At 69.5% G+C, this 17,329-nt stretch carries 17 protein-coding genes and 1 rRNA gene; 9 read left to right on the plus strand and 9 right to left on the minus strand.

Features of this window, described 5'->3' with window-relative positions; genetic code table 11:
• A 5S ribosomal RNA gene (rrf, locus tag ACZ45Q_RS15310) occupies window positions 1-85 on the plus strand; the annotation flags it as partial.
• Window positions 86-149: 64 nt separating this feature from the next.
• On the opposite strand, the gene ACZ45Q_RS15315 is transcribed toward rrf, so the two are convergent.
• Together ACZ45Q_RS15315 and ACZ45Q_RS15320 are read right to left on the minus strand one after the other, a co-directional pair.
• On the minus strand, window positions 150-836 hold the full coding sequence (locus tag ACZ45Q_RS15315) for a response regulator (RefSeq protein ID WP_468260404.1): 687 nt from the start codon (window positions 834-836) through the stop codon (window positions 150-152).
• Entirely contained in the window at window positions 833-2,083 is a 1,251-nt protein-coding gene (locus tag ACZ45Q_RS15320) for a sensor histidine kinase (protein ID WP_468260407.1), read from the minus strand. Before ACZ45Q_RS15320 ends, ACZ45Q_RS15315 begins: the two co-directional genes overlap by 4 nt.
• Window positions 2,084-2,170: 87 nt before the next feature.
• Here ACZ45Q_RS15320 and ACZ45Q_RS15325 point away from each other — a divergent pair, with 87 nt between their 5' ends.
• Window positions 2,171-2,746: a GNAT family N-acetyltransferase gene (locus ACZ45Q_RS15325; RefSeq protein ID WP_468260410.1), complete on the plus strand. Its 576-nt coding sequence runs from the start codon at window positions 2,171-2,173 to the stop codon at window positions 2,744-2,746.
• Window positions 2,747-2,765: 19 nt separating this feature from the next.
• Here ACZ45Q_RS15325 and ACZ45Q_RS15330 read toward each other — a convergent pair whose 3' ends face one another.
• From ACZ45Q_RS15330 to ACZ45Q_RS15355, 6 genes are all read right to left on the minus strand, one after another.
• A complete protein-coding gene (locus ACZ45Q_RS15330; protein WP_468260413.1) occupies window positions 2,766-4,355 on the minus strand; it encodes a type VI secretion protein in 1,590 nt (529 codons plus the stop codon).
• A 20-nt stretch (window positions 4,356-4,375) separates the two neighbouring features.
• Entirely contained in the window at window positions 4,376-5,788 is a 1,413-nt protein-coding gene (locus tag ACZ45Q_RS15335; RefSeq protein WP_468260415.1) for an ATP-binding protein, read from the minus strand.
• A gap of 12 nt (window positions 5,789-5,800) precedes the next feature.
• Window positions 5,801-7,360 carry an SCO6880 family protein gene (locus tag ACZ45Q_RS15340; RefSeq protein ID WP_468260417.1) on the minus strand — a complete coding sequence of 520 codons (1,560 nt, stop codon included), beginning with the start codon at window positions 7,358-7,360 and terminating at the stop codon, window positions 5,801-5,803.
• Window positions 7,357-8,706, minus strand: coding sequence for a hypothetical protein (locus ACZ45Q_RS15345; RefSeq protein ID WP_468260420.1), 1,350 nt, complete (start codon window positions 8,704-8,706; stop codon window positions 7,357-7,359). Before ACZ45Q_RS15345 ends, ACZ45Q_RS15340 begins: the two co-directional genes overlap by 4 nt.
• The gene (locus ACZ45Q_RS15350) at window positions 8,696-9,487 is read right to left on the minus strand and encodes a DUF8175 domain-containg protein (RefSeq protein ID WP_468260423.1); all 792 of its coding nucleotides are present in this window, start codon (window positions 9,485-9,487) and stop codon (window positions 8,696-8,698) included. The genes ACZ45Q_RS15345 and ACZ45Q_RS15350 overlap by 11 nt, the downstream gene beginning before the upstream one ends.
• A gap of 212 nt (window positions 9,488-9,699) precedes the next feature.
• Complete coding sequence (locus ACZ45Q_RS15355) at window positions 9,700-10,008, minus strand: hypothetical protein (RefSeq protein ID WP_468260426.1); 309 nt, start codon at window positions 10,006-10,008, stop codon at window positions 9,700-9,702.
• A gap of 555 nt (window positions 10,009-10,563) precedes the next feature.
• Between ACZ45Q_RS15355 and ACZ45Q_RS15360 the strand changes: the two genes are divergently transcribed.
• The 5 genes from ACZ45Q_RS15360 to ACZ45Q_RS15380 all read left to right on the plus strand — a co-directional run bounded on the left by ACZ45Q_RS15360 (window position 10,564) and on the right by ACZ45Q_RS15380 (window position 15,811).
• Window positions 10,564-11,010 carry a hypothetical protein gene (locus ACZ45Q_RS15360; protein ID WP_468260430.1) on the plus strand — a complete coding sequence of 149 codons (447 nt, stop codon included), beginning with the start codon at window positions 10,564-10,566 and terminating at the stop codon, window positions 11,008-11,010.
• A 9-nt stretch (window positions 11,011-11,019) separates the two neighbouring features.
• Entirely contained in the window at window positions 11,020-12,816 is a 1,797-nt protein-coding gene (locus ACZ45Q_RS15365; RefSeq protein WP_468260433.1) for an alpha/beta hydrolase, read from the plus strand.
• Between the two features lie 77 nt (window positions 12,817-12,893).
• On the plus strand, window positions 12,894-13,355 hold the full coding sequence (locus ACZ45Q_RS15370; RefSeq protein WP_468260436.1) for a hypothetical protein: 462 nt from the start codon (window positions 12,894-12,896) through the stop codon (window positions 13,353-13,355).
• A 576-nt stretch (window positions 13,356-13,931) separates the two neighbouring features.
• Window positions 13,932-14,876, plus strand: a complete 945-nt coding sequence (locus tag ACZ45Q_RS15375; protein ID WP_468260439.1) for an NlpC/P60 family protein — start codon at window positions 13,932-13,934, stop codon at window positions 14,874-14,876.
• A gap of 218 nt (window positions 14,877-15,094) precedes the next feature.
• Window positions 15,095-15,811: a phosphatase PAP2 family protein gene (locus tag ACZ45Q_RS15380; RefSeq protein ID WP_468260441.1), complete on the plus strand. Its 717-nt coding sequence runs from the start codon at window positions 15,095-15,097 to the stop codon at window positions 15,809-15,811.
• Between the two features lie 140 nt (window positions 15,812-15,951).
• Here ACZ45Q_RS15380 and ACZ45Q_RS15385 read toward each other — a convergent pair whose 3' ends face one another.
• Window positions 15,952-16,131: a hypothetical protein gene (locus ACZ45Q_RS15385; protein ID WP_468260443.1), complete on the minus strand. Its 180-nt coding sequence runs from the start codon at window positions 16,129-16,131 to the stop codon at window positions 15,952-15,954.
• Between the two features lie 89 nt (window positions 16,132-16,220).
• On the opposite strand from ACZ45Q_RS15385, the gene ACZ45Q_RS15390 reads away from it, so the two are divergent.
• Together ACZ45Q_RS15390 and ACZ45Q_RS15395 are read left to right on the plus strand one after the other, a co-directional pair.
• Window positions 16,221-17,069, plus strand: a complete 849-nt coding sequence (locus tag ACZ45Q_RS15390) for an SCO4651 family lipoprotein (RefSeq protein WP_468260446.1) — start codon at window positions 16,221-16,223, stop codon at window positions 17,067-17,069.
• 68 nt (window positions 17,070-17,137) lie between these two features.
• Window positions 17,138-17,323, plus strand: coding sequence for a hypothetical protein (locus ACZ45Q_RS15395; RefSeq protein WP_468260449.1), 186 nt, complete (start codon window positions 17,138-17,140; stop codon window positions 17,321-17,323).
• The last annotated feature ends 6 nt before the right edge of the window (window positions 17,324-17,329 follow it).

Here is a 17,329-nt window from a genome sequence, read left to right on the forward strand (position 1 = left end):
TTACATTCCGAACCCGGAAGCTAAGCCTTACAGCGCCGATGGTACTGCAGGGGGGACCCTGTGGGAGAGTAGGACGCCGCCGAACAATTCTTGATAGGGGAAGGCCCCGCACCATTCGGTGCGGGGCCTTTCTGCGTTTCGGCCGCCTTCTACTGCGACGGCTGGACCAGCTTCGTGTCGTACGCCAGGATCACCGCCTGAATGCGGTCCCTGGAGCCCGTCTTGGCGAGTATGCGGCCCACATGGGTCTTCACCGTTGACTCGGCCAGGTGGAGGCGGGAGGCGATCTCCGAGTTCGTCCAGCCCTGGCCGATGACGGTGAGAATTTCGCGCTCGCGGTCGGTGAGGGAGGACAACCGGGGGTCCGTCGCCTGCGCGTCCCCGCCCGTGCCGGGGTCGGCCGTGCCCGTAGGAAGGTGCTCGGCATAGGCGTCCAGCAGGCGTCGGGTCAGGCTCGGGGCCACGACCGCGTCCCCCGTCGCCACGGCGCGGATGCCGGACAGGAGTTCCTCCGGCCGGGCGTCCTTCACCAGGAAGCCGGAGGCGCCCGCGCGGAGGCCGGCGTAGGCGTACTCGTCGAGGTCGAACGTCGTGAGGATCAGGACCCGGGTCCGGTCGCCGCAGTCGGTGATGCGGCGGGTCGCCTCGATGCCGTCGAGGCCGGGCATGCGGACGTCCATCAGGACCACATCGGGATGGAGTTCGGCTGTCATCCGCACGGCTTCCCCGCCGTTCGCCGCCTCTCCCAGCACCGTCATGTCGTCCTGGCTCTCCAGGAGCATCCGGAAGCCGAGGCGCTGCAACGGCTGGTCGTCGGCGATGAGGACGGTGGTCACTGCGGGCTTTCCTCCGGTAGGTGCAGGTGGACGCGCCAGCCCTGCTCGGGCAGGGGGCGTGGGCCGGCCTCAAGTGTGCCCCCGTACAGGGTCGTCCGCTCCCGCATCCCGGGAAGTCCACGGCCGTCGGCCGGGTCGGCGGGCGGGCCGCCGCGGCCCGTGTCTGTGATGGTGAGGGAGACGGCGCCCCCGTCCCCGTAGGAGAGGTCGATGTCGGCGGTGGCGCCGGGGCCCGCGTGTTTGAGGGTGTTCGTCAGGGCCTCCTGGATCACGCGGTAGACCGCGAGCTGGCGGCCCGCGGGAAGGTCGGCGCGGCCCAGGACGGTGACGCGGACCGGGAGGCCGGCCCGGCGGACGCCGTCGATGAGAGGATCGAGGTCGGTGAGGGTGGGCTGGGGAGTCAGCTCGGCCCGCTGCCGGTCGTCCCGTTCGTCGTCCCGCAGCACGTCGAGGAGGCGGCGGAGTTCGCCCAGTGCCTGCCGGCTGGTGTCGCCGATGGCGTCCAGGGCCTGCGCGGCCCGCTCCGGGGACTTGGGGGCGGCGTACCGGCCGCCGTCGGCCAGGCCCGTGATCACGGACAGGTTGTGGCCGATGATGTCGTGCATCTCCCTGGCGATGCGTGCCCGTTCCGCGGCGGCTGCGAGCTGGGCCTGCTGGTCCCGCTCGATCTCCAGCCGGCGGGCGCGGTCCTCCAGCGCGGCGGTGTAGCCGCGGCGGGTGCGGACCGTGATGCCGATGAGGGCCGCCACCGTGATGGACATCAGCTGGGCACCGAGCTGCTGGTCCCAGGGCTGCTCGCCGTAGCGGGCCGCCGTGACCACGACCGGGGTGAGCACCAGGGCCGTGGACCACCACAGGGCGCGCAGAGGGCTGCGCAGCGCGATGTGGAAGACGACGAGCAACTGGAGCATGGCCGCCTGGAGGATGGCGCCGGTCCAGGCGTTGACGAGGGCCACCGGGGCCATGGCGAGCAGGACGGCCACGGGGTGGCGGCGGCGCCAGAGGAGCGGGACGGTGAAGCCCAGGCTCATCGCGAGGACGAGGGGGCCGGGGACGTCCAGGTTGTGGGCGATGCTGCGCCAGCCGCCGCCGGCGTAGTCGATGAGGGCGGCCGTCAGCCAGAAGCCGGTCAGATGCAGGTCCCACAGCAGGGGGTGGCGCCGGTCGAAGGCGCGTACGCGCTGGGTGATGCGCTGGAGGTGCTCGGTGAGCGGCTCGGCCGTGCGGTCTTCGGTCACGGCCTCCATGGTGACGGGTGCGCGCGGACGTGTGCGTCCTGCCGTGGTCCGTATATGAGATGAGCGGTGTCGTACCCGGGTACTACGGTGGCCCGCATGGCCCCTGACCCACGCCGTGTCCCCGCTCCCGGGGACTATGTGATCCGTTCGATCCGCGCCGACGAGTGGCCCGCCGTGCGGGAGCTGCGGCTGCGGGCGCTTCAGGACCCCGTGGCGCACCTGGCCTTTCTGGAGACGTACCAGGACGCGGTGGCCAAGCCCGACTCCTACTGGCGGGAGCGGGCGGCGAAGGCCGCCGAGGGGGCCGGGACGGCGCAGCAGATCGTCGCCGAGGGGCCCGGCGGCCGGTGGCTGGGGACGCTGACGGTGCTGGTGGAGGAGCCCGGTACGACGGACTGGGCCGGGCTCCCCGTCGAGCGCCGGCAGGGCCATGTGGTCGGCGTGTTCGTACGACCCGAGTGGCGGGGGAGCGGGCTGACCAAGGCGCTGTTCGACGCAGGGCTGGAGTGGGCGTGGGGGCGCGGTGCGGAGCGGGCGCGGCTCATGGTGCACGAGGACAACGCGCGGGCGCAGGGGCTGTACCGGAAGGTGGGGTTCGTGCCGAGCGGGGTGACGGTGCCGCTGGCGGGCCGGGACGGGGATACCGAGCTGGAGTACGTCCTCGAGCGGTGACGGGTGCGGAGAGGGCTGTCTACACCGGCAGTTCGTGGTGCGGCCAGCGGGCGCGGCCCTGTTCGCGGGACCGGAGGAGGGCCAGGGTCGGCAGGCCCAGCTCGACACCGGTGGCCAGCAGCTCCGGCAGCTGGGGAAGGGGCGCCACGGCGGCGACGTCGTCCAGGACGAGAGTGAGTGGTGGGTCGAGCCGACCGGAGGATGACCGTTCGGCCATGCGCCGGCCGTGCTCGACCACGCTTGCGACGAGCGCCGTCAGCAACGGCATCGCGCCCGGGTCTGTCCTGGGGTCCTCGATGGACTCGCCCACCACGTAAAGGGTTCCCCCTTCGTGCACGAAGGAATCCAAGGCGAGGGCATCAGTTCGGTTCGGAGTGCACGCCTCGCGGATATTGACCATGGACAAGGTGGCCAGGGCGCGGGCGGTCAGCTGGTGGGCCATGTCCCGGCGTTCGGGATGGGCGGTCAGGGCCGCCTCGAGTTCGCCGGCCGCGCCGGGGGCGGCCTTGGGGCTGGTACGCAGGATGCGTACGGCGTCCTGGACGCCGGTGCCCTGGGACCAGCGGTGCACGTGGCGGACGGTGCGGCCGTCGACGGCGGCGGCGTGCAGATAGCTGCGCAGCAGGGTGTCGGCGGTGTCGGCGACGGCCTGGTCGAGCTTGGCGGTGGGGCGTACGGGGGTGAGGAGGGCGACGGCCCGGAGGGTCGCCGTCTGCTTGTCCTCGCAGCCCGCGGTGGGCGACCAGTGGAGCCGGGACGGGGTGTCGCAGCGGTGGGTGGGGTCGTAGAGGTGGACCGGGCCCAGTTTGGCGCGGGCGTCCTTGGTCTCCTGCCAGAGGGCGGGGTTCGAGGTGAGGACGACGGCGGGTCCCTCCGCGTCCTGGAGGGCCTGGGTGGCGGTGGCCGCCCTGGTCTCGGGCGCCCCGTAGTGCACCGTCGCGTCGGCGCGGCGGGCTTCCCAACCGCCAGGCGGCCGGGGGACGGTTCCTGTCATCGGCTCGGGGACGGTGCCGCCCACCGGCTCGGGGACGGTGCCGTCCGGTGGTTTGGGGACGGTGCCGTCCGGTGGTTTGGGGACGGTACCGTCCGGCGGTTTGGTGAGGGCCACGGACGGGGCGGTGGGCGGCTCGTCCTCCGCCGGTGTCTCCCGCCGCGGCGCCCTGGGCGTCGGGACCTCGTGCACCACCCGCGCCGGCTCCTGCGCCGGTGCCCGAGCGGGCGTCTCGGCCTGCGCCGGTTCCGTCCGCCTGCGCTGCCGTACCGCCTTCCAGCGGGCCAGCGTTCCCAGGACGAAGACCGTCAGGACGACCAGCACCATCAGCTGGCCGATGAACAGTCCCCAGAACAGCCCGTAGCCGGACAGCCCGGAGGCGGGGGTGTCGGGCCAGGCGCCGGGGATGTCGTGGGGCTGGGCGATCAGGTGCCGCATGGCGAGCGGGGTGCGGGTGAAGGTGACCCCGCTGGGCCAGGCGCCGTGGGCGAACAGGCCGGCCAGGCCGGTGGCCGTCCAGACCAGCACGGTCATACCGAGGAGAAACGCGAGTGTGCCGACCAGCAGGCCGTCCGGGATGCCGCCCTGGCCGTCGCGGCGCCCACCGTCCGGTCTCATGCGTTCCTCCCCCTGCGTCCTTAAGCCACCGTCGATTCGGACGAGTCGCCGAGGTGCTGTTCCACGAAGGCCGCCGCCCGCTCCTCGGCCTCCAGCTCGGCGGCGCGCAGCGCGTCGTCCGCGAGGTCGCTGGAGGACTCGGTCATCGCGCGGTCGGTGAAGACCAGCGGGCGTTCGGTCTCGGTGACCAGGTGCTTGACCACCTGGACATTGCCGTTGACGTCCCAGACCGCGATGCCGGGGGTGAGGGTCGGGATGATCTCCACGGCCCAGCGCGGCAGGCCGAGGACCTTGCCGGTGGCCCGTGCCTCGTCGGCCTTCTGGGCGTAGATCGTCCTGGTCGACGCCATCTTCAGGATCGCCGCCGCCTCCCGCGCCGCCGCGCCGTCGACGACGTCGGAGAGGTGGTGCACCACCGCCACGAAGGACAGGCCCAGCCGGCGCCCGAACTTCAGCAGCCGCTGGAACAGCTGCGCCACGAACGGGCTGTTGATGATGTGCCAGGCCTCCTCGACCAGGAAGATGCGCTTCTTGCGGTCGGGGCGGATCCAGGTGTGCTCCAGCCACACGCCGACGATCGCCATCAGGATCGGCATGGCGATGGAGTTGCGGTCGATGTGGGACAGGTCGAAGACGATCAGCGGCGCGTCCAGGTCGATGCCGACGGTCGTCGGGCCGTCGAACATGCCGCGCAGGTCACCGTCGACGAGCCGGTCCAGCACCAGGGCGACGTCCAGGCCCCACGCCCGTACGTCGTCTATGTCGACGTTCATCGCCTCGGCCGACTCCGGCTCCGGGTGCCGCAGCTGCTCGACGATGTCGGACAGCACCGGCTGGCGTTCGACGATGGTCTCGTTGACGTAGGCGTGCGCGACCTTCAGGGCGAAGCCGGAGCGCTCGTCCAGCCCGTGCCCCATCGCGACCTCGATGATCGTCCGGAGCAGGGCGAGCTGGCCGGTCGTCGTGATCGCCGGGTCCAGGGGGTTGAGCCGGATGCCGTGGTCCAGGGCGGCCATCGGGTCCAGCCGGATGGGCGTTATCCCCAGCTCCTGCGCGATGAGGTTCCACTCGCCGACGCCGTCCTCGCCCTGGGCGTCGAGGACGACGACCTGGCGGTCCTTGAAGCGGAGCTGGCGCAGGACGTACGTCTTCTCCAGCGCCGACTTGCCGTTGCCGGACTCCCCGAGGACCAGCCAGTGCGGGGCGGGGAGCTGCTGGCCGTACAGCTGGAAGGGGTCGTAGATGTAGCCCTTCCCGGAGTACACCTCGCGGCCGATGATGACGCCGGAGTCGCCGAGGCCCGGTGCGGCGGTCGGCAGGTACACCGCCTGCGCCTGGCCCGTGGAGGTGCGCACCGGCAGGCGGGTGGTCTCCACCTTCCCGAAGAGGAAGGAGGTGAAGGCGTCGGTGACGACGGACAGCGGGTCCCGCATCAGGCTCAGCCCCTACCTTCGGATGCCGGTGGCGAACGGAAGTGTGTTCACGAAGGCGCGGTGGTGCTCGCGGTCGCACCACTCCAGTTTCAGGTACGACTTCCCGGCCGAGGCCCTTATGGTCCGCTTGTCGCGGGCCAGCGCCTCGGGGGAGCGGGAGGAGACGGTGATGTAGCCGACCAGGTTGACGCCCGCGGCGCCGCTCGCGAGGTCCTCGCCGCGCTGGTCGAGACGGCTGTGGGCGGCGACGTCGCGGGGGTCGACGGTGCGGTTCATCTTGGCGGCGCGGGAGGCCTCGGCGGCGTCGTTGGTCTTCTCGGTCAGCATGCGCTCGATGGCGACCTCGGTGGGTTCGAGGTCCATCGTCACCGCGACCGTGCGGATGACGTCCGGGGTGTGGACGAGCAGCGGGGCGAGGAAGTTGACGCCGACGGGGGTCATCGGCCACTCCTTGATCCAGGCGGTGGCGTGGCACCAGGGGGCGCGGGTGTTGGACTCGCGGGTCTTGGCCTGGAGATACGTCGGTTCCGTGGCGTCCAGCTCGGCCGGCCAGGCGTTGCGCTTGGTCATCGCCTGGATGTGGTCGATCGGGTGGTCCGGGTCGTACATGGAGTGGATCAGGGAGGAGAGCCGCCCCTGGCCGAGCGGCTGGCGCACCCGGATGTCGGCCTCCTGAAGACGTGAGCAGATGTCGGTCAGCTCACGCGCCATCACCACGGCGAGCCCGGCGTCGCGGTCCAGCCTGCGGCCGTGCTGCGGCCGGGCGGCCCGCGCCATGGCGTGCGCCTCGGCGGCCAGCTCCCGGGTGTAGTGCATGCAGGCGACCAGGTAGGCGCGGTGCTGCTCGCTGCTGGTGGACACCATCGACTGCAACTGGTCGTACGACTGCTGGAGCCACGGCAGGGCCCGGTCGTCCCCGCGGACGGCGACGTCCTTGGCGTGGGCGTCGGGGTCTGCGGGGAGAGTGCGGGCGAGCATCTGGAGGCGGGTGACGAAACCGTCGCCGTTGGCCACGTGCTTCAGCAGTGTGCCGAAGCGGTCGACCAGGGCCTCCTGGTCCTCCGAGTCGCGCAGGCCGACGCCGGGGCCCTCGATCTCGATGGCGGCGGTGACCGTCTTGCGGTCCGCGTGCAGCAGTACGGCGATCTCGTCGGGCCCGAAGGGCGCCGACAGCCAGGTGATCCGGCCGATGCCGGGCGGCGGGCCGACCTCGACCTCCCGGCCGTCGAGCCGGGTGCCGGCCTCGATGGCGCCGGAGCGGTAGGCGGCGCCCTGGCGCAGCGTCCGCTTGTAGCTGCGGTTGATCTCGAACCACTTGTAGAACGTCCGCTGCTTGTACGGCACGTAGACCGCCGCCAGCGCGAGCATCGGGAAGCCGGCGAGCAGCACGATGCGCAGGGTGAGGACGGGGACGAGGAGTCCGCACATCATGCCGAGGAACGCGCCCACGACGATGAGCGCGATCTCGCCGGTCTCCCGGTTGCGGCCGACGATCGCGTTCGGCCGGGCGCGGCCGATCAGATATGTACGGCGGGGCGTGACCGGATGGGACACGTGGGACTCGGTCGTCAACGCCCTTCACCTCCCGTGCGGTTGGTACTGCTGGTGCGGGTGCTGCTGGCGTGGGGCGTGTTCACCGGGCTGCTCGCCGGGGCGGCGGAGCGCGGTGCGGGTGCGGCGGAGGGGACAGATCCGCCGCCGCCGTTCGAGGGGCGCGCGCTGTGCGCGGCGACGCCGCCGGAGGCGGGGTTGGTGGAGCGGGAGGCGGTGGAGCCGCCGTCGCCGCCCGGGTGGCCGCTCTGGTGGCTGCGGGAGCTGTGGGTCTTGATGCCCTGGGCGACGAGGGTCGCCGGGGAACTCATGACGGCGGCGGCCTTGTTCTCGGCGCCCTGCATGAGGCGGTTGTTGCGGGAGCCGGCGATCTCGTCGCCGAAGCCGGGGACGAAACGGTAGATCATCGCGGACGCGAAGATGGCGAGCAGGATGATCGCCAGGCCGGAGACGACGGCGGAGAAGGCGTCCGGCCCGTCGTCGGCGGAGAGCGCACCCGCCAGCCCGAGGACGATCACGATGACGGGCTTGACGAGGATCACGGCGATCATGATCCCGGCCCAGCGGCGGACGTGACCCCACAGGTTCTTGTCCACGAGCCCCGCGTAGACGACGGTGCCGAGGAGGGCGCCGACGTAGAGCAGGGCGGCGCGGATGACCAGCTCCAGCCAGAGGACGCCGGCGGCGAGGATGCTGACCAGGGAGACGACGATCAGCATGATCGGGCCGCCGCCGATGTCCTCGCCCTTCTCCAGGGCGGCGGAGAAGGTGCCGAAGAAGGTGTCGGTCTGGTCGCCGGTGGCCTTGGCGAGCACGTCGGTGACCCCGTCGGTCGCCGAGACGACCGTGTAGAGGATCAGCGGCGTGAAGGCGGAGGCCAGGACGGTGAGCCAGAGGAAGCCGATCGCCTCTGAGACCGCGGTGGTGAACGGGACGCCGCGGACGGCTCGCTTGGCGACGGCCAGCAGCCACAGGAGCAGCGTGAGGATCGTCGAGGCGGCGAAGACGACGGCGTACTGCTTGAGGAACGTGGGGTTGGTGAAGTCGACGTCGGCGGTGTCCTGGACGGCGGCACTGAGCTTGTCGATGGTCCAGGCGGCGGCGTCGGCGCAGCCCTTGGCCAGGGAGGAGAGGGGGTCGAGGGCGGATACGGGGTCGTTGAGGGTGCCGGCTCCTCCGCCGCCTCCGCCCGAGCTGCCGCCTTCCTCGCAATACTTCCTGGCGGGGGGCGCGATCAGAGAACAGTCGCCACTCGGTGTCGGCGTCGGGGTGGGAGCGGCGAGGGCGCGCCCGGCGGCCAGGACCGCCGCCGTCTGTGCGAGGGCGACGACGCCTGTCAGGGTGAGCACACGGCGGCTAGCGGGCATAGGAGAACCCTCCGTACTCCTGGACGGCCTTCGCCATCTCGTCGGCGCTGGAGGCCCTCTCGTCGCCGGGGATGGGCGTGGGGCCGTCCTTCTGAGAGTGCGTCTCGATCTTCCAGTCGCCGTCGGTCCACCGCAGCCGCATGGTGATGGTGAACCAGCTGTTCGTGACCGGCCTGGTCGACTTCTCGCCCGCGAGACCGAGGAGGCCACTGCACCAGACCTCGACCGTCGCGGCGTCGCTCGACGACTCGGTGACCTTCGTGCCGATCGGGCTGGTGCGGGAGACGAACGTGTAGCCCTTCGGCGTCGATCCGTCCTCGTTCAGCCCGACGTTCTTGTTGAACGCGGGGCTGTACGCCCGGTCCAGGGTGGCGGACAGGCCGGCCACTCGGGAGGGGGCGATGATGCGGGCCAGGATGGCGTCCCGCTTGGCCTTGTCGAACATGTCGGCCGAACCCAGCGCCACCGCGTAGTTGGCCGCCGCGCTCTGCGCGCCCTGCTCGTCCCGGGAGAACCCCGACTGCACCGGCCGCTCCCCGGTCGGTGCGGTCGCCGCCGCCTTCGGCTTGTCCGCCGCCTCCGCGCCCGTTGCGGAATCGTCTCCTCCACGGTTCGCGAAGGCGATCGCGGCGATCAGCAGCACGACCACGCCGACCACCGTGACCAGGCTGCGCGACGACGACCGGCCGGTTCTGCGCGGGCCGCTGTCGGGCAGGCGGGTACGCGTCTGGCCGGTGCCGCCGTAACCGCCGGAGGCGTGGTGCTCGTCCCCGAGACTCATGCCGCGTGCGCCCCCTCGACGTCGTGCGGGGACTCCTCGTGTCCCATGCCGTAGTAGTACGACGGTAGCCGTGCTGGTTCCCGCGCGGGCGCGGTGTGGTGACTCGACATCAGGGAAACGCAACCTCAGCCGGGGGGCACGACGGGTGGGTGGGATGGAGGAGGGAAAGGGATGGAGAAGGAGGGAGGGGGCGCGGGGACCGCCGGACCGGGCTACACGGCCATGCCGTACACGATGGTGAACAGCGTGCCGAGCGAACCGATGATGAACACGCCCGTCAGCCCGGCGATGATGAGGCCCTTGCCCTGCTCGGCACTGAAGGTGTCGCGCAGGGCGGTGGCGCCGATGCGCTGCTTGGCGGCGCCCCAGATGGCGATGCCCAGGCAGATCAGGATGGCGACCGCCATGACCACCTCGATCATCACCTTGGCCTCGTTGCCCAGGCTGCCGAAGGGGCCCCAGTCCGGAGCGATCCCGCCGATGATGGTGTTGATGTCTCCCTTTTCGGCCGCAAAGAGCATGTAAGTCACCGCCCCTGTTGGGTAGTTCCGCATCCTCTGCGGTCGTGCAGAGGTCAGGCCTCATTCTCGCCGACAACCACGCCGCCGGATGTCGACTTGGCGTCATTGATTGGCGGGTTTCGTACGAATACCTTGCCACCGCTCCACGCCGGGTCCTCATGAGGCGGTGCGGAGCGGTATGCAAAGAGTCGTATGGTCACTCTGTGTATCACGGTAGGTTACGCCGGGCAATGAGGCGTGAGCGCAACCTGCCGCGCGGTTGCGTCGTTGTGCCCTTCTTCGGGGTGGCCGAGCTTGCCCGACTTCACACCGGCCGGAAGCCGCCCCTTTTGACGGCCCGTCGATCCGGCGGCTGCCCTGGACGGCGTCGGCGGGCTCGCGAGGAACATCCCTCCGGCGGCCCTGGTCATCTGAGTATCCGTACTCAGACGCCATGGTGGCCGATACGGATGGGACAACCGGTGACGGTCCGCTACTGTCCGTGTCGACCACCGCAGCGTTGCTGTTGGACGAGCACGTCTCGTCGGCGTACCACCACAGGGGGAGGCTCCACGCATGTCGTGGGACGAATGGGAGCAGCTCAAGGCCGTAGCGGCCGAGCGGCACACGGCGCAGATGCAGTTGAACCAGCTGCCCGCGGATTCAGGTGGCGGACGCGCGGCCGACCTCATCTCCAACAAGCCGGCCTGGACCAAGGCTGGTACGGACGTCGGCTCGCTCCGTGAGGACATCGGCAAGGCCATGAAGCAGCTCGAGACCGGTCAGACGGGTCTCGGCGGCGATGCCGGCTGCTTGACCGCTGTCGCCCAGAAGGAGGTCTACCGCTCGTGGGAGACCTACATCGGAAACGTCAGCGGGCGTTGCGGCAAGCTCTCGGGCTTGCTGGTCAAGGCGGGCAACGACCAGCTGAAGACGGACCAGTCGGTCGAGGCGGAGCTCGAGAAGCTCAAGGTGGCATACGTGGACACGGCGGCTGTCGGCGGACAGGGCAAGGGGCGGTGACGAGGCGTCATGGACCTCGCTACGCTCAAGGCTCTCAAGCCGACCGAGTACTCCGAAGCGGCCGGCGGCTACCGTAGCGCCGCTGACATGGCGAGCGCGGCCAAGGACCGCATTGAGAACCAGATCGCCGTGGCGATGAAGAACCACTTGAAGGGCAAGGCGGCGACCCAGGCGGTCAAGCAGCTCGGAAAGCTGGGAGACAACTTCCACTACGTTCAGGCGCAGTGCGGCCTCATCAGTACCGCTCTCGACGCCTTCTCGTACGAGATCGAAGCCGCCAAGAGGAAGCTCGACGCGGCCCTTGAGAGCGCGAAGGCAGCCAAACTCACCGTGAACGCCGACGGCTCGGTCACCTACCCGCCCGGTGGTGAGAAGGCCGACGACGGCAAGTTCCCCGCAGGTGGCACAGTGAGTGGTCTGACGGACGGCACGGCCTCCGCCGTCGGCCGTCAAGCGGCGAACTTCGACCCCAATCCCAACCGTCGCCTCGCTCAGGACTGCGCTGATCTCATCGCCACCGCACTCAAGGACGCGACGGAAGCTGACGAGAAGTGGGCGCCGAAGCTGCGGGCGCTGAAGGCCGACGATGACCTGACCGTCTCCGACGCCGACTGGGCGGACACGTCATCGGATACCAAGGGAGTGACCGACGCCGGCAGGAAGTATCTCGATTCGCTACCGCAGCCTCCCAAGGACGGCAGTCCTCACGAGAACGCCAAGTGGTGGGGGGCGCTGAGTGCAGAGGAGCAGGCTGCTTGGGTCTCCATGCGCCCTGCCGCTGTGGGCGGACTCGACGGACTGCCCGCCACAGTCCGGGATGAGGCAAACCGAATCGTCCTCGAAACCACACGCGGCCGGATGCAGATGGAGCTGAATTCAATCCCCGCACCACCGGCAGAAAAGTGGACCTGGATCACCGCCGGGGGGCGACCGGCCAGGGTGTATACCGATGAATGGTTGCAGTGGCATCACAGATACGGCGATCGGTATGACCAGCTGAATCGAAATCTCCATGGCATAAAGGACATCCAGAAGCGTTTTGACGCGACGGGTACGAAAGGGCTGCCGGAGGCTTACCTGTTGAAGTTCAGCGCCGATAAGGACGGTCGAGCGGTTATTGCCAACGGAAATCCGGATACCGCGGACCACACGGCTGTATATGTGCCCGGGACAACGTCAGATCTGGATGGCGTGGGCGGGGACATCAACCGGATGGTGAATCTGTGGCGGGTGGCCAATGGAGCATCTGGAGGGGACTCTGTTTCCACCATTACCTGGCTCGGTTACGACGCGCCTGACGACGTCGCGAAGGACGCCCCGTTCGAGCACTACGCTTACGATGGTGCACCAGCTCTCCGAGACTTCATGAACGGGCTTGGTGCAGCGCATTCCAGTGGTACCTCTGCCCACACCACTGTGATCGGGCACTCGTACGGAACGACTCTTGTCGGCGCGGCAGCCGAGACAGGCCACCTCAGCGCCGACGAGGTGATCTTCGCCGGCAGTCCTGGAGTAAAGGTGTCCGATGGCGGTGAAATGGACGTTCCGAAGGGTCATGTATGGAACCAGGAGGCCGATGGGGACGTGGTTCCGGACCTCGGGCGCTGGGGGCACGGTGGGGACGGTTTCGTCATTCCGAGCGACCCGGAGTTCGGCGCCAATCGGATGACGACGGACACCGAGGGGCACAGTGATTACTGGAATCCAGACAGTGAAAGTCTGCTGAATCAGGCGCTTGTCGTTGTCGGAAGGGGTGACGACGTATCACTGGTGCCACCGCCTGACCCGTGGGCGCACGTCAAATAGGAGTAGGTGTGAAGATCCGACCGATGTGCCTGACTGTCGGCCTGTCAATAGCCCTTTTCGCCATTACGGGATGCAGCATGACTGAGGACAGCACCGGCGAGGTTCCATTCGCTGGAACGAGTGCGTCACTGGAGGCAGCTGACGCGACGGAGAAGGTTTCCAGCAGCCTCTACGATCTCATCGGCGTCAAGGGGAAAGCGTCCGACAGCCAATCAACAGTGCTGGAATGCTCGGGAAGGGACACCGAGAAGTACTTCCAGATTCTTCATCCTTGGAGTTTCGTTCCAGCCGACGCCGATGACCTTGGTGTAGCGATGGAACGACTCAAAGAAGAATTGCCGAAGCATGGCTGGAATATCCTCGATTATGGGCCGGACGCCAGTAAGAACAAGAATATCAGGATGACCGCCGATCATGAAGAGCGAAAGGTAAGTGTAAAGATCATCGAAATGGCGAAGGGAGACCCGCCAATGCTCAGCGTGAGTGTTGTGTCAGGCTGTTACAAGGTTCCGAAGGGGCAGGAGATCGAGCGTTTCTGACGCTCGGGGCGAGTAGTACGGCTGGTTGTGAGCCGTCTGCTGTCGGTTGCTTCAGCTTGCGCCAGGCCGTCGGGAGAAATGGGCGAGCGTGTCGGCAGTACTGTGGAGGGGGAACTCGAGCAGACGTCCCGTCAGCTCCTGGGAATCATGGCCGTCAAGGGGACGACGAGTGATACCGGAGTCGTGACGACATGGTGGCGCGCTGGTCGATGAGCGGGAATGCGGCGATGCGCCGTCACTCATCGAGGTGACTGCTGAGTCGGTGTGCTACAGAGCCAAGCGAATGGGCCGCCGGTACTGTTCCGTCGTCATACGCGAGACCGTCGGGACGTCAGGCCGCAGGGGCTTTCGGGGTGTTGAGGTCCTTCGACTGGCCCGGGCGAACCTGACCTGTCGCGACGACGTCCGCGCGAGCATCGCCTGTCACGGCCTCCGGGTCCCCGAGCGGACCGGGGAGGCGGCACACAGAACGGCTGGAAATGGTCCGTCAACGCTGCCGCGGTGGGGGAAAGTAGAGCCGTGCGAAAAGTCTGGGTGCTCGGGGTCGCGGTGACTGGGCTGGGCCTGAGCTTCGTCATGGTGCTCGTCGTCGGGGTCTACGTCGTCGCCGGGAACCTCGCGAACGGGGCGGGTGGGGGAGCCAAGGCGTTGGCCAAGGGGACCGTGCCCGCGGAGTACCAGGATCTCGTGCAGAAGTGGGGCAATCTCTGTCCCGCCATCAGTCCCGCGCTGCTCGCCGCGCAGTTGTATCAGGAGAGCGGGTTCAACCCGAGGGCGCAGTCGCATGCGGCGGCGCAGGGGATAGCGCAGTTCATCCCCGGGACCTGGGCCACGCACGGCATCGACGGGGACGGTGACGGGGACCGGGACGTGTGGGACCCGAAGGACGCCATTCCGTCGGCGGCGTCGTACGACTGCACGCTCGCGTCGTACGTGGAGGACGTCGGCGGGAATCTGACCGAAAACATGCTGGCGTCGTACAACGCCGGCGCCTACGCGGTGATCAAGTACCAGGGCGTGCCGCCGTACAAGGAGACCCAGAACTACGTCAAGCGCATCCTCGCCCTGGAGAAGAGCTTCGCGGCGCCCGCGGGGCGGGTCGATCCGTCCGAGCAGGCCGCCGGGGCGATCGCGTACGCGCAGAAGAAGCTGGGGACGCCGTATCTGTGGGGCGGCAACGGTACGGCTGAGCAGGGCGGACGGTTCGACTGCTCGGGGCTGACCAAGGCCGCGTACGAGAGTGTGGGGATCACGCTGCCGCGCGTCGCCAACGATCAGTACAACGCGGGGCCGCACCCCGGCCGGGACGAGCTGCTGCCCGGCGATCTGGTGTTCTTCTCCGACGATCCGACCGATTCGCGTGCGATCCGGCATGTCGGGATCTATGTGGGCGGGGGGTACATGATCGACGCGCCGCGTCCGGGGGCCGTCATCCGGTTCGACCCGATCGACACGCCGGACTACTTCGGGGCCACCCGGGTCACCGAAGATGGCGCGAAAGCACTCCCCGCCGGGGTGTGAACCGAGGGTGAAGCACCCCCCTGAGCTGCGAAGACGGGTCTCTCTTCGATAACGTCTGCGTGATCATTCAGTGGAGTGTGGAACGTATCAACGGGGGCCGTGCGTTCCTGTTGTCGTAGGTGTGCCGACCGAGCGGATCTACAACCACGGGGGTGGCAGGAGAGCGGCGTGCACAAGGGTGCGCCGAGGAGACAGTGAGGACGAAGGGGCCGCAGCACATGGCTGGACTCGCCGAATCCGGGTCGAACCCCGACGTCGAGCTGCTCTACGACATCAATGGCCTGGCCAAGGACGCACCGCACTGGTTCGACCGGGTCATGGAATTCGTGGGCGAGTACGGGCTGCTGTTCGCCATGGTGCTGATGGTGCTGTGGTGCTGGTGGTCCGTGCGGCGCCGGGGCGGTGAGGACGCCGCGGCGTCGGTGGCGGCGCTGGTCTGGGTGCCGCTCGCGGCCGGCATCGCGGTGCTGGTCAACGTGCCGATACGGGGCTTCGTCGAGCGACCGCGGCCGTTCTACACGCACGACGGGCTCGAGGTGCTCGTCGCCGGCAAGACCGACTACTCGTTCGTGAGCGACCACGCGACGCTCACCATGGCGATGGGCGTCGCGCTGTTCGTCGCCAACCGGAAGTTCGGCGTGGTCGGCATCCTGCTGGGTCTGCTCGGCGGGTTCTGCCGGGTCTACATGGGCGTGCACTACCCGACCGACGTCGTCGGCGGCTTCGCGCTCGGCACGGCGGTGGCGCTGCTGCTGTCGCCGGTGGCCATGGCCCTGCTGACGCCGGTGACGAAGGCGATCGAGCGGTCGCCCCGGGTGGGATGGCTGGTCAGCGCGCGGGGGCGATCGTCGCACGGGGGACGGGACGCGGTGATTCCGGGGGCGCGCAAGGAGCATGAGCCCCTCGGATCTGAGGAGCGAGATCTCGCTGCCTAGCGCGCCGAGGCCGCGGGCGAGGGCCCGGAGGCCGACCGGGCCGTAGCCCCTCGGGTCCTGGACTGTGCTCTCCAAGCCCCGGACTGTGGTCCCCGGGCCCGGACCGAAGTGCCCGGGGCCGCGGGCTGTGACGGCCGGGGTCAGGGCGGGGGCGGGGCGGTGTGGGTCTGGGCGTCCGTGCGGGCCTGGCTTCGGGCTCTGCGGGCCGGCCCGCGCCAGCCGCAGGTGCAGGTGGCCAGGCAGAACGGGCCACGCTCGATCGTCGTCGTGCTGTGTTCCGGGAGGTCGCCGGGAACGTCAAGAGCCTCCTGCTGCGCCACGCCGACCACGTTACCGGCGTCGCCCGGCCGTCGTTAACCGGGCGGCAGCGGGCCCGGAGCGGACGTGACGGCTTGGGGGTAGGCAGGCGATGGGTTGGGTGAGGGTGCGGGGCACCGGCGTGGTCGCGGGGGTCGTGGCCTGCGTCGGGATGGGGGTGTGCGGATGTTCCGGCGGCGGGGCCGTCGCCGCTCAGGACGGCAGCGGCCAGGAGGCCGTCGAGGTGCTGCACCGGGCCGCCGACCGGCTCGTCGAGGCCGGTACCTCCAAGGCCCGTACGTCGATGGAGATGGCCAGCGGCGGGACCCGGGTGACCATCCGGGGTGAGGGCGTGTACGACTTCGCGCGGCGCCTCGGGCGGCTGAAGGTGATGCTGCCGCAGGACCCGGCCGGCGAGAGCGAGCACCGGCCGATCACCGAACTGCTCACACCCGGCGCGCTGTACATGAAGAACCGCGGCGCCGGCGTGCCCGACGACAAGTGGGTGCGGGTGGAGACGGCCTCCCTGTCCGACGGCAATCTCGTCACCGGCGGTGCCACCGATCCGTACGCCGCGGCCGAGGTGCTGCGCGGCGCGCGGAAGGCGACGTACGTCGGCCGGACCGAGGTCGCGGGGACCCGGGTACGGCACTACCGCGGCACGGCCGACCTCGCCAGGGCGGCCGAGGCGGCCTCGGCGGGGAACCGCGAGCCGTTCGCGGCGGCGGCGAAAGGGTTCGCCACGGCCGTGGTGCCCTTCGAGGCGTACCTGGACGACCAGGGCCGCATCCGCAAGGTCAGGCACCGGTTCAGCTTCGTCAACGGCGGGCAGCAGGGCACCGTCGCCGTGGCCTCCACCACGCTGCTCTACGACTTCGGCGCCCCCGTGGCCGTACGGCTGCCGAACGAGGACGACATCTACGCGGGCAAGATCGCCGAAGGGGCGGATGTCAAGAACTAGCCCTTCCGTGCCATGCGCGGTGCGTAGGCCGCTCCCTACTCTAGGAAGTCGGTGACGGCAGAGAAGAGGTGACGCGCGTGGCTCCGGTCGGCGGTACGGCAGTGCAGGACCACGTGGCCCTCGCCGAGATCGAACTGTGCGGTGAGCTGATCATCGCCGCCTCGGCCGCCCGTGAGCGGCTCAGTCTGGAGAGCATCGACGAGGTGCTCAAGGTGGCCGAGGAGCGGGAGCGCGGCGACGGGCGCCGCGGCTGACGCCTC

The sequence above is a fragment of the Streptomyces sp. NPDC031049 genome, from assembly GCF_055571015.1.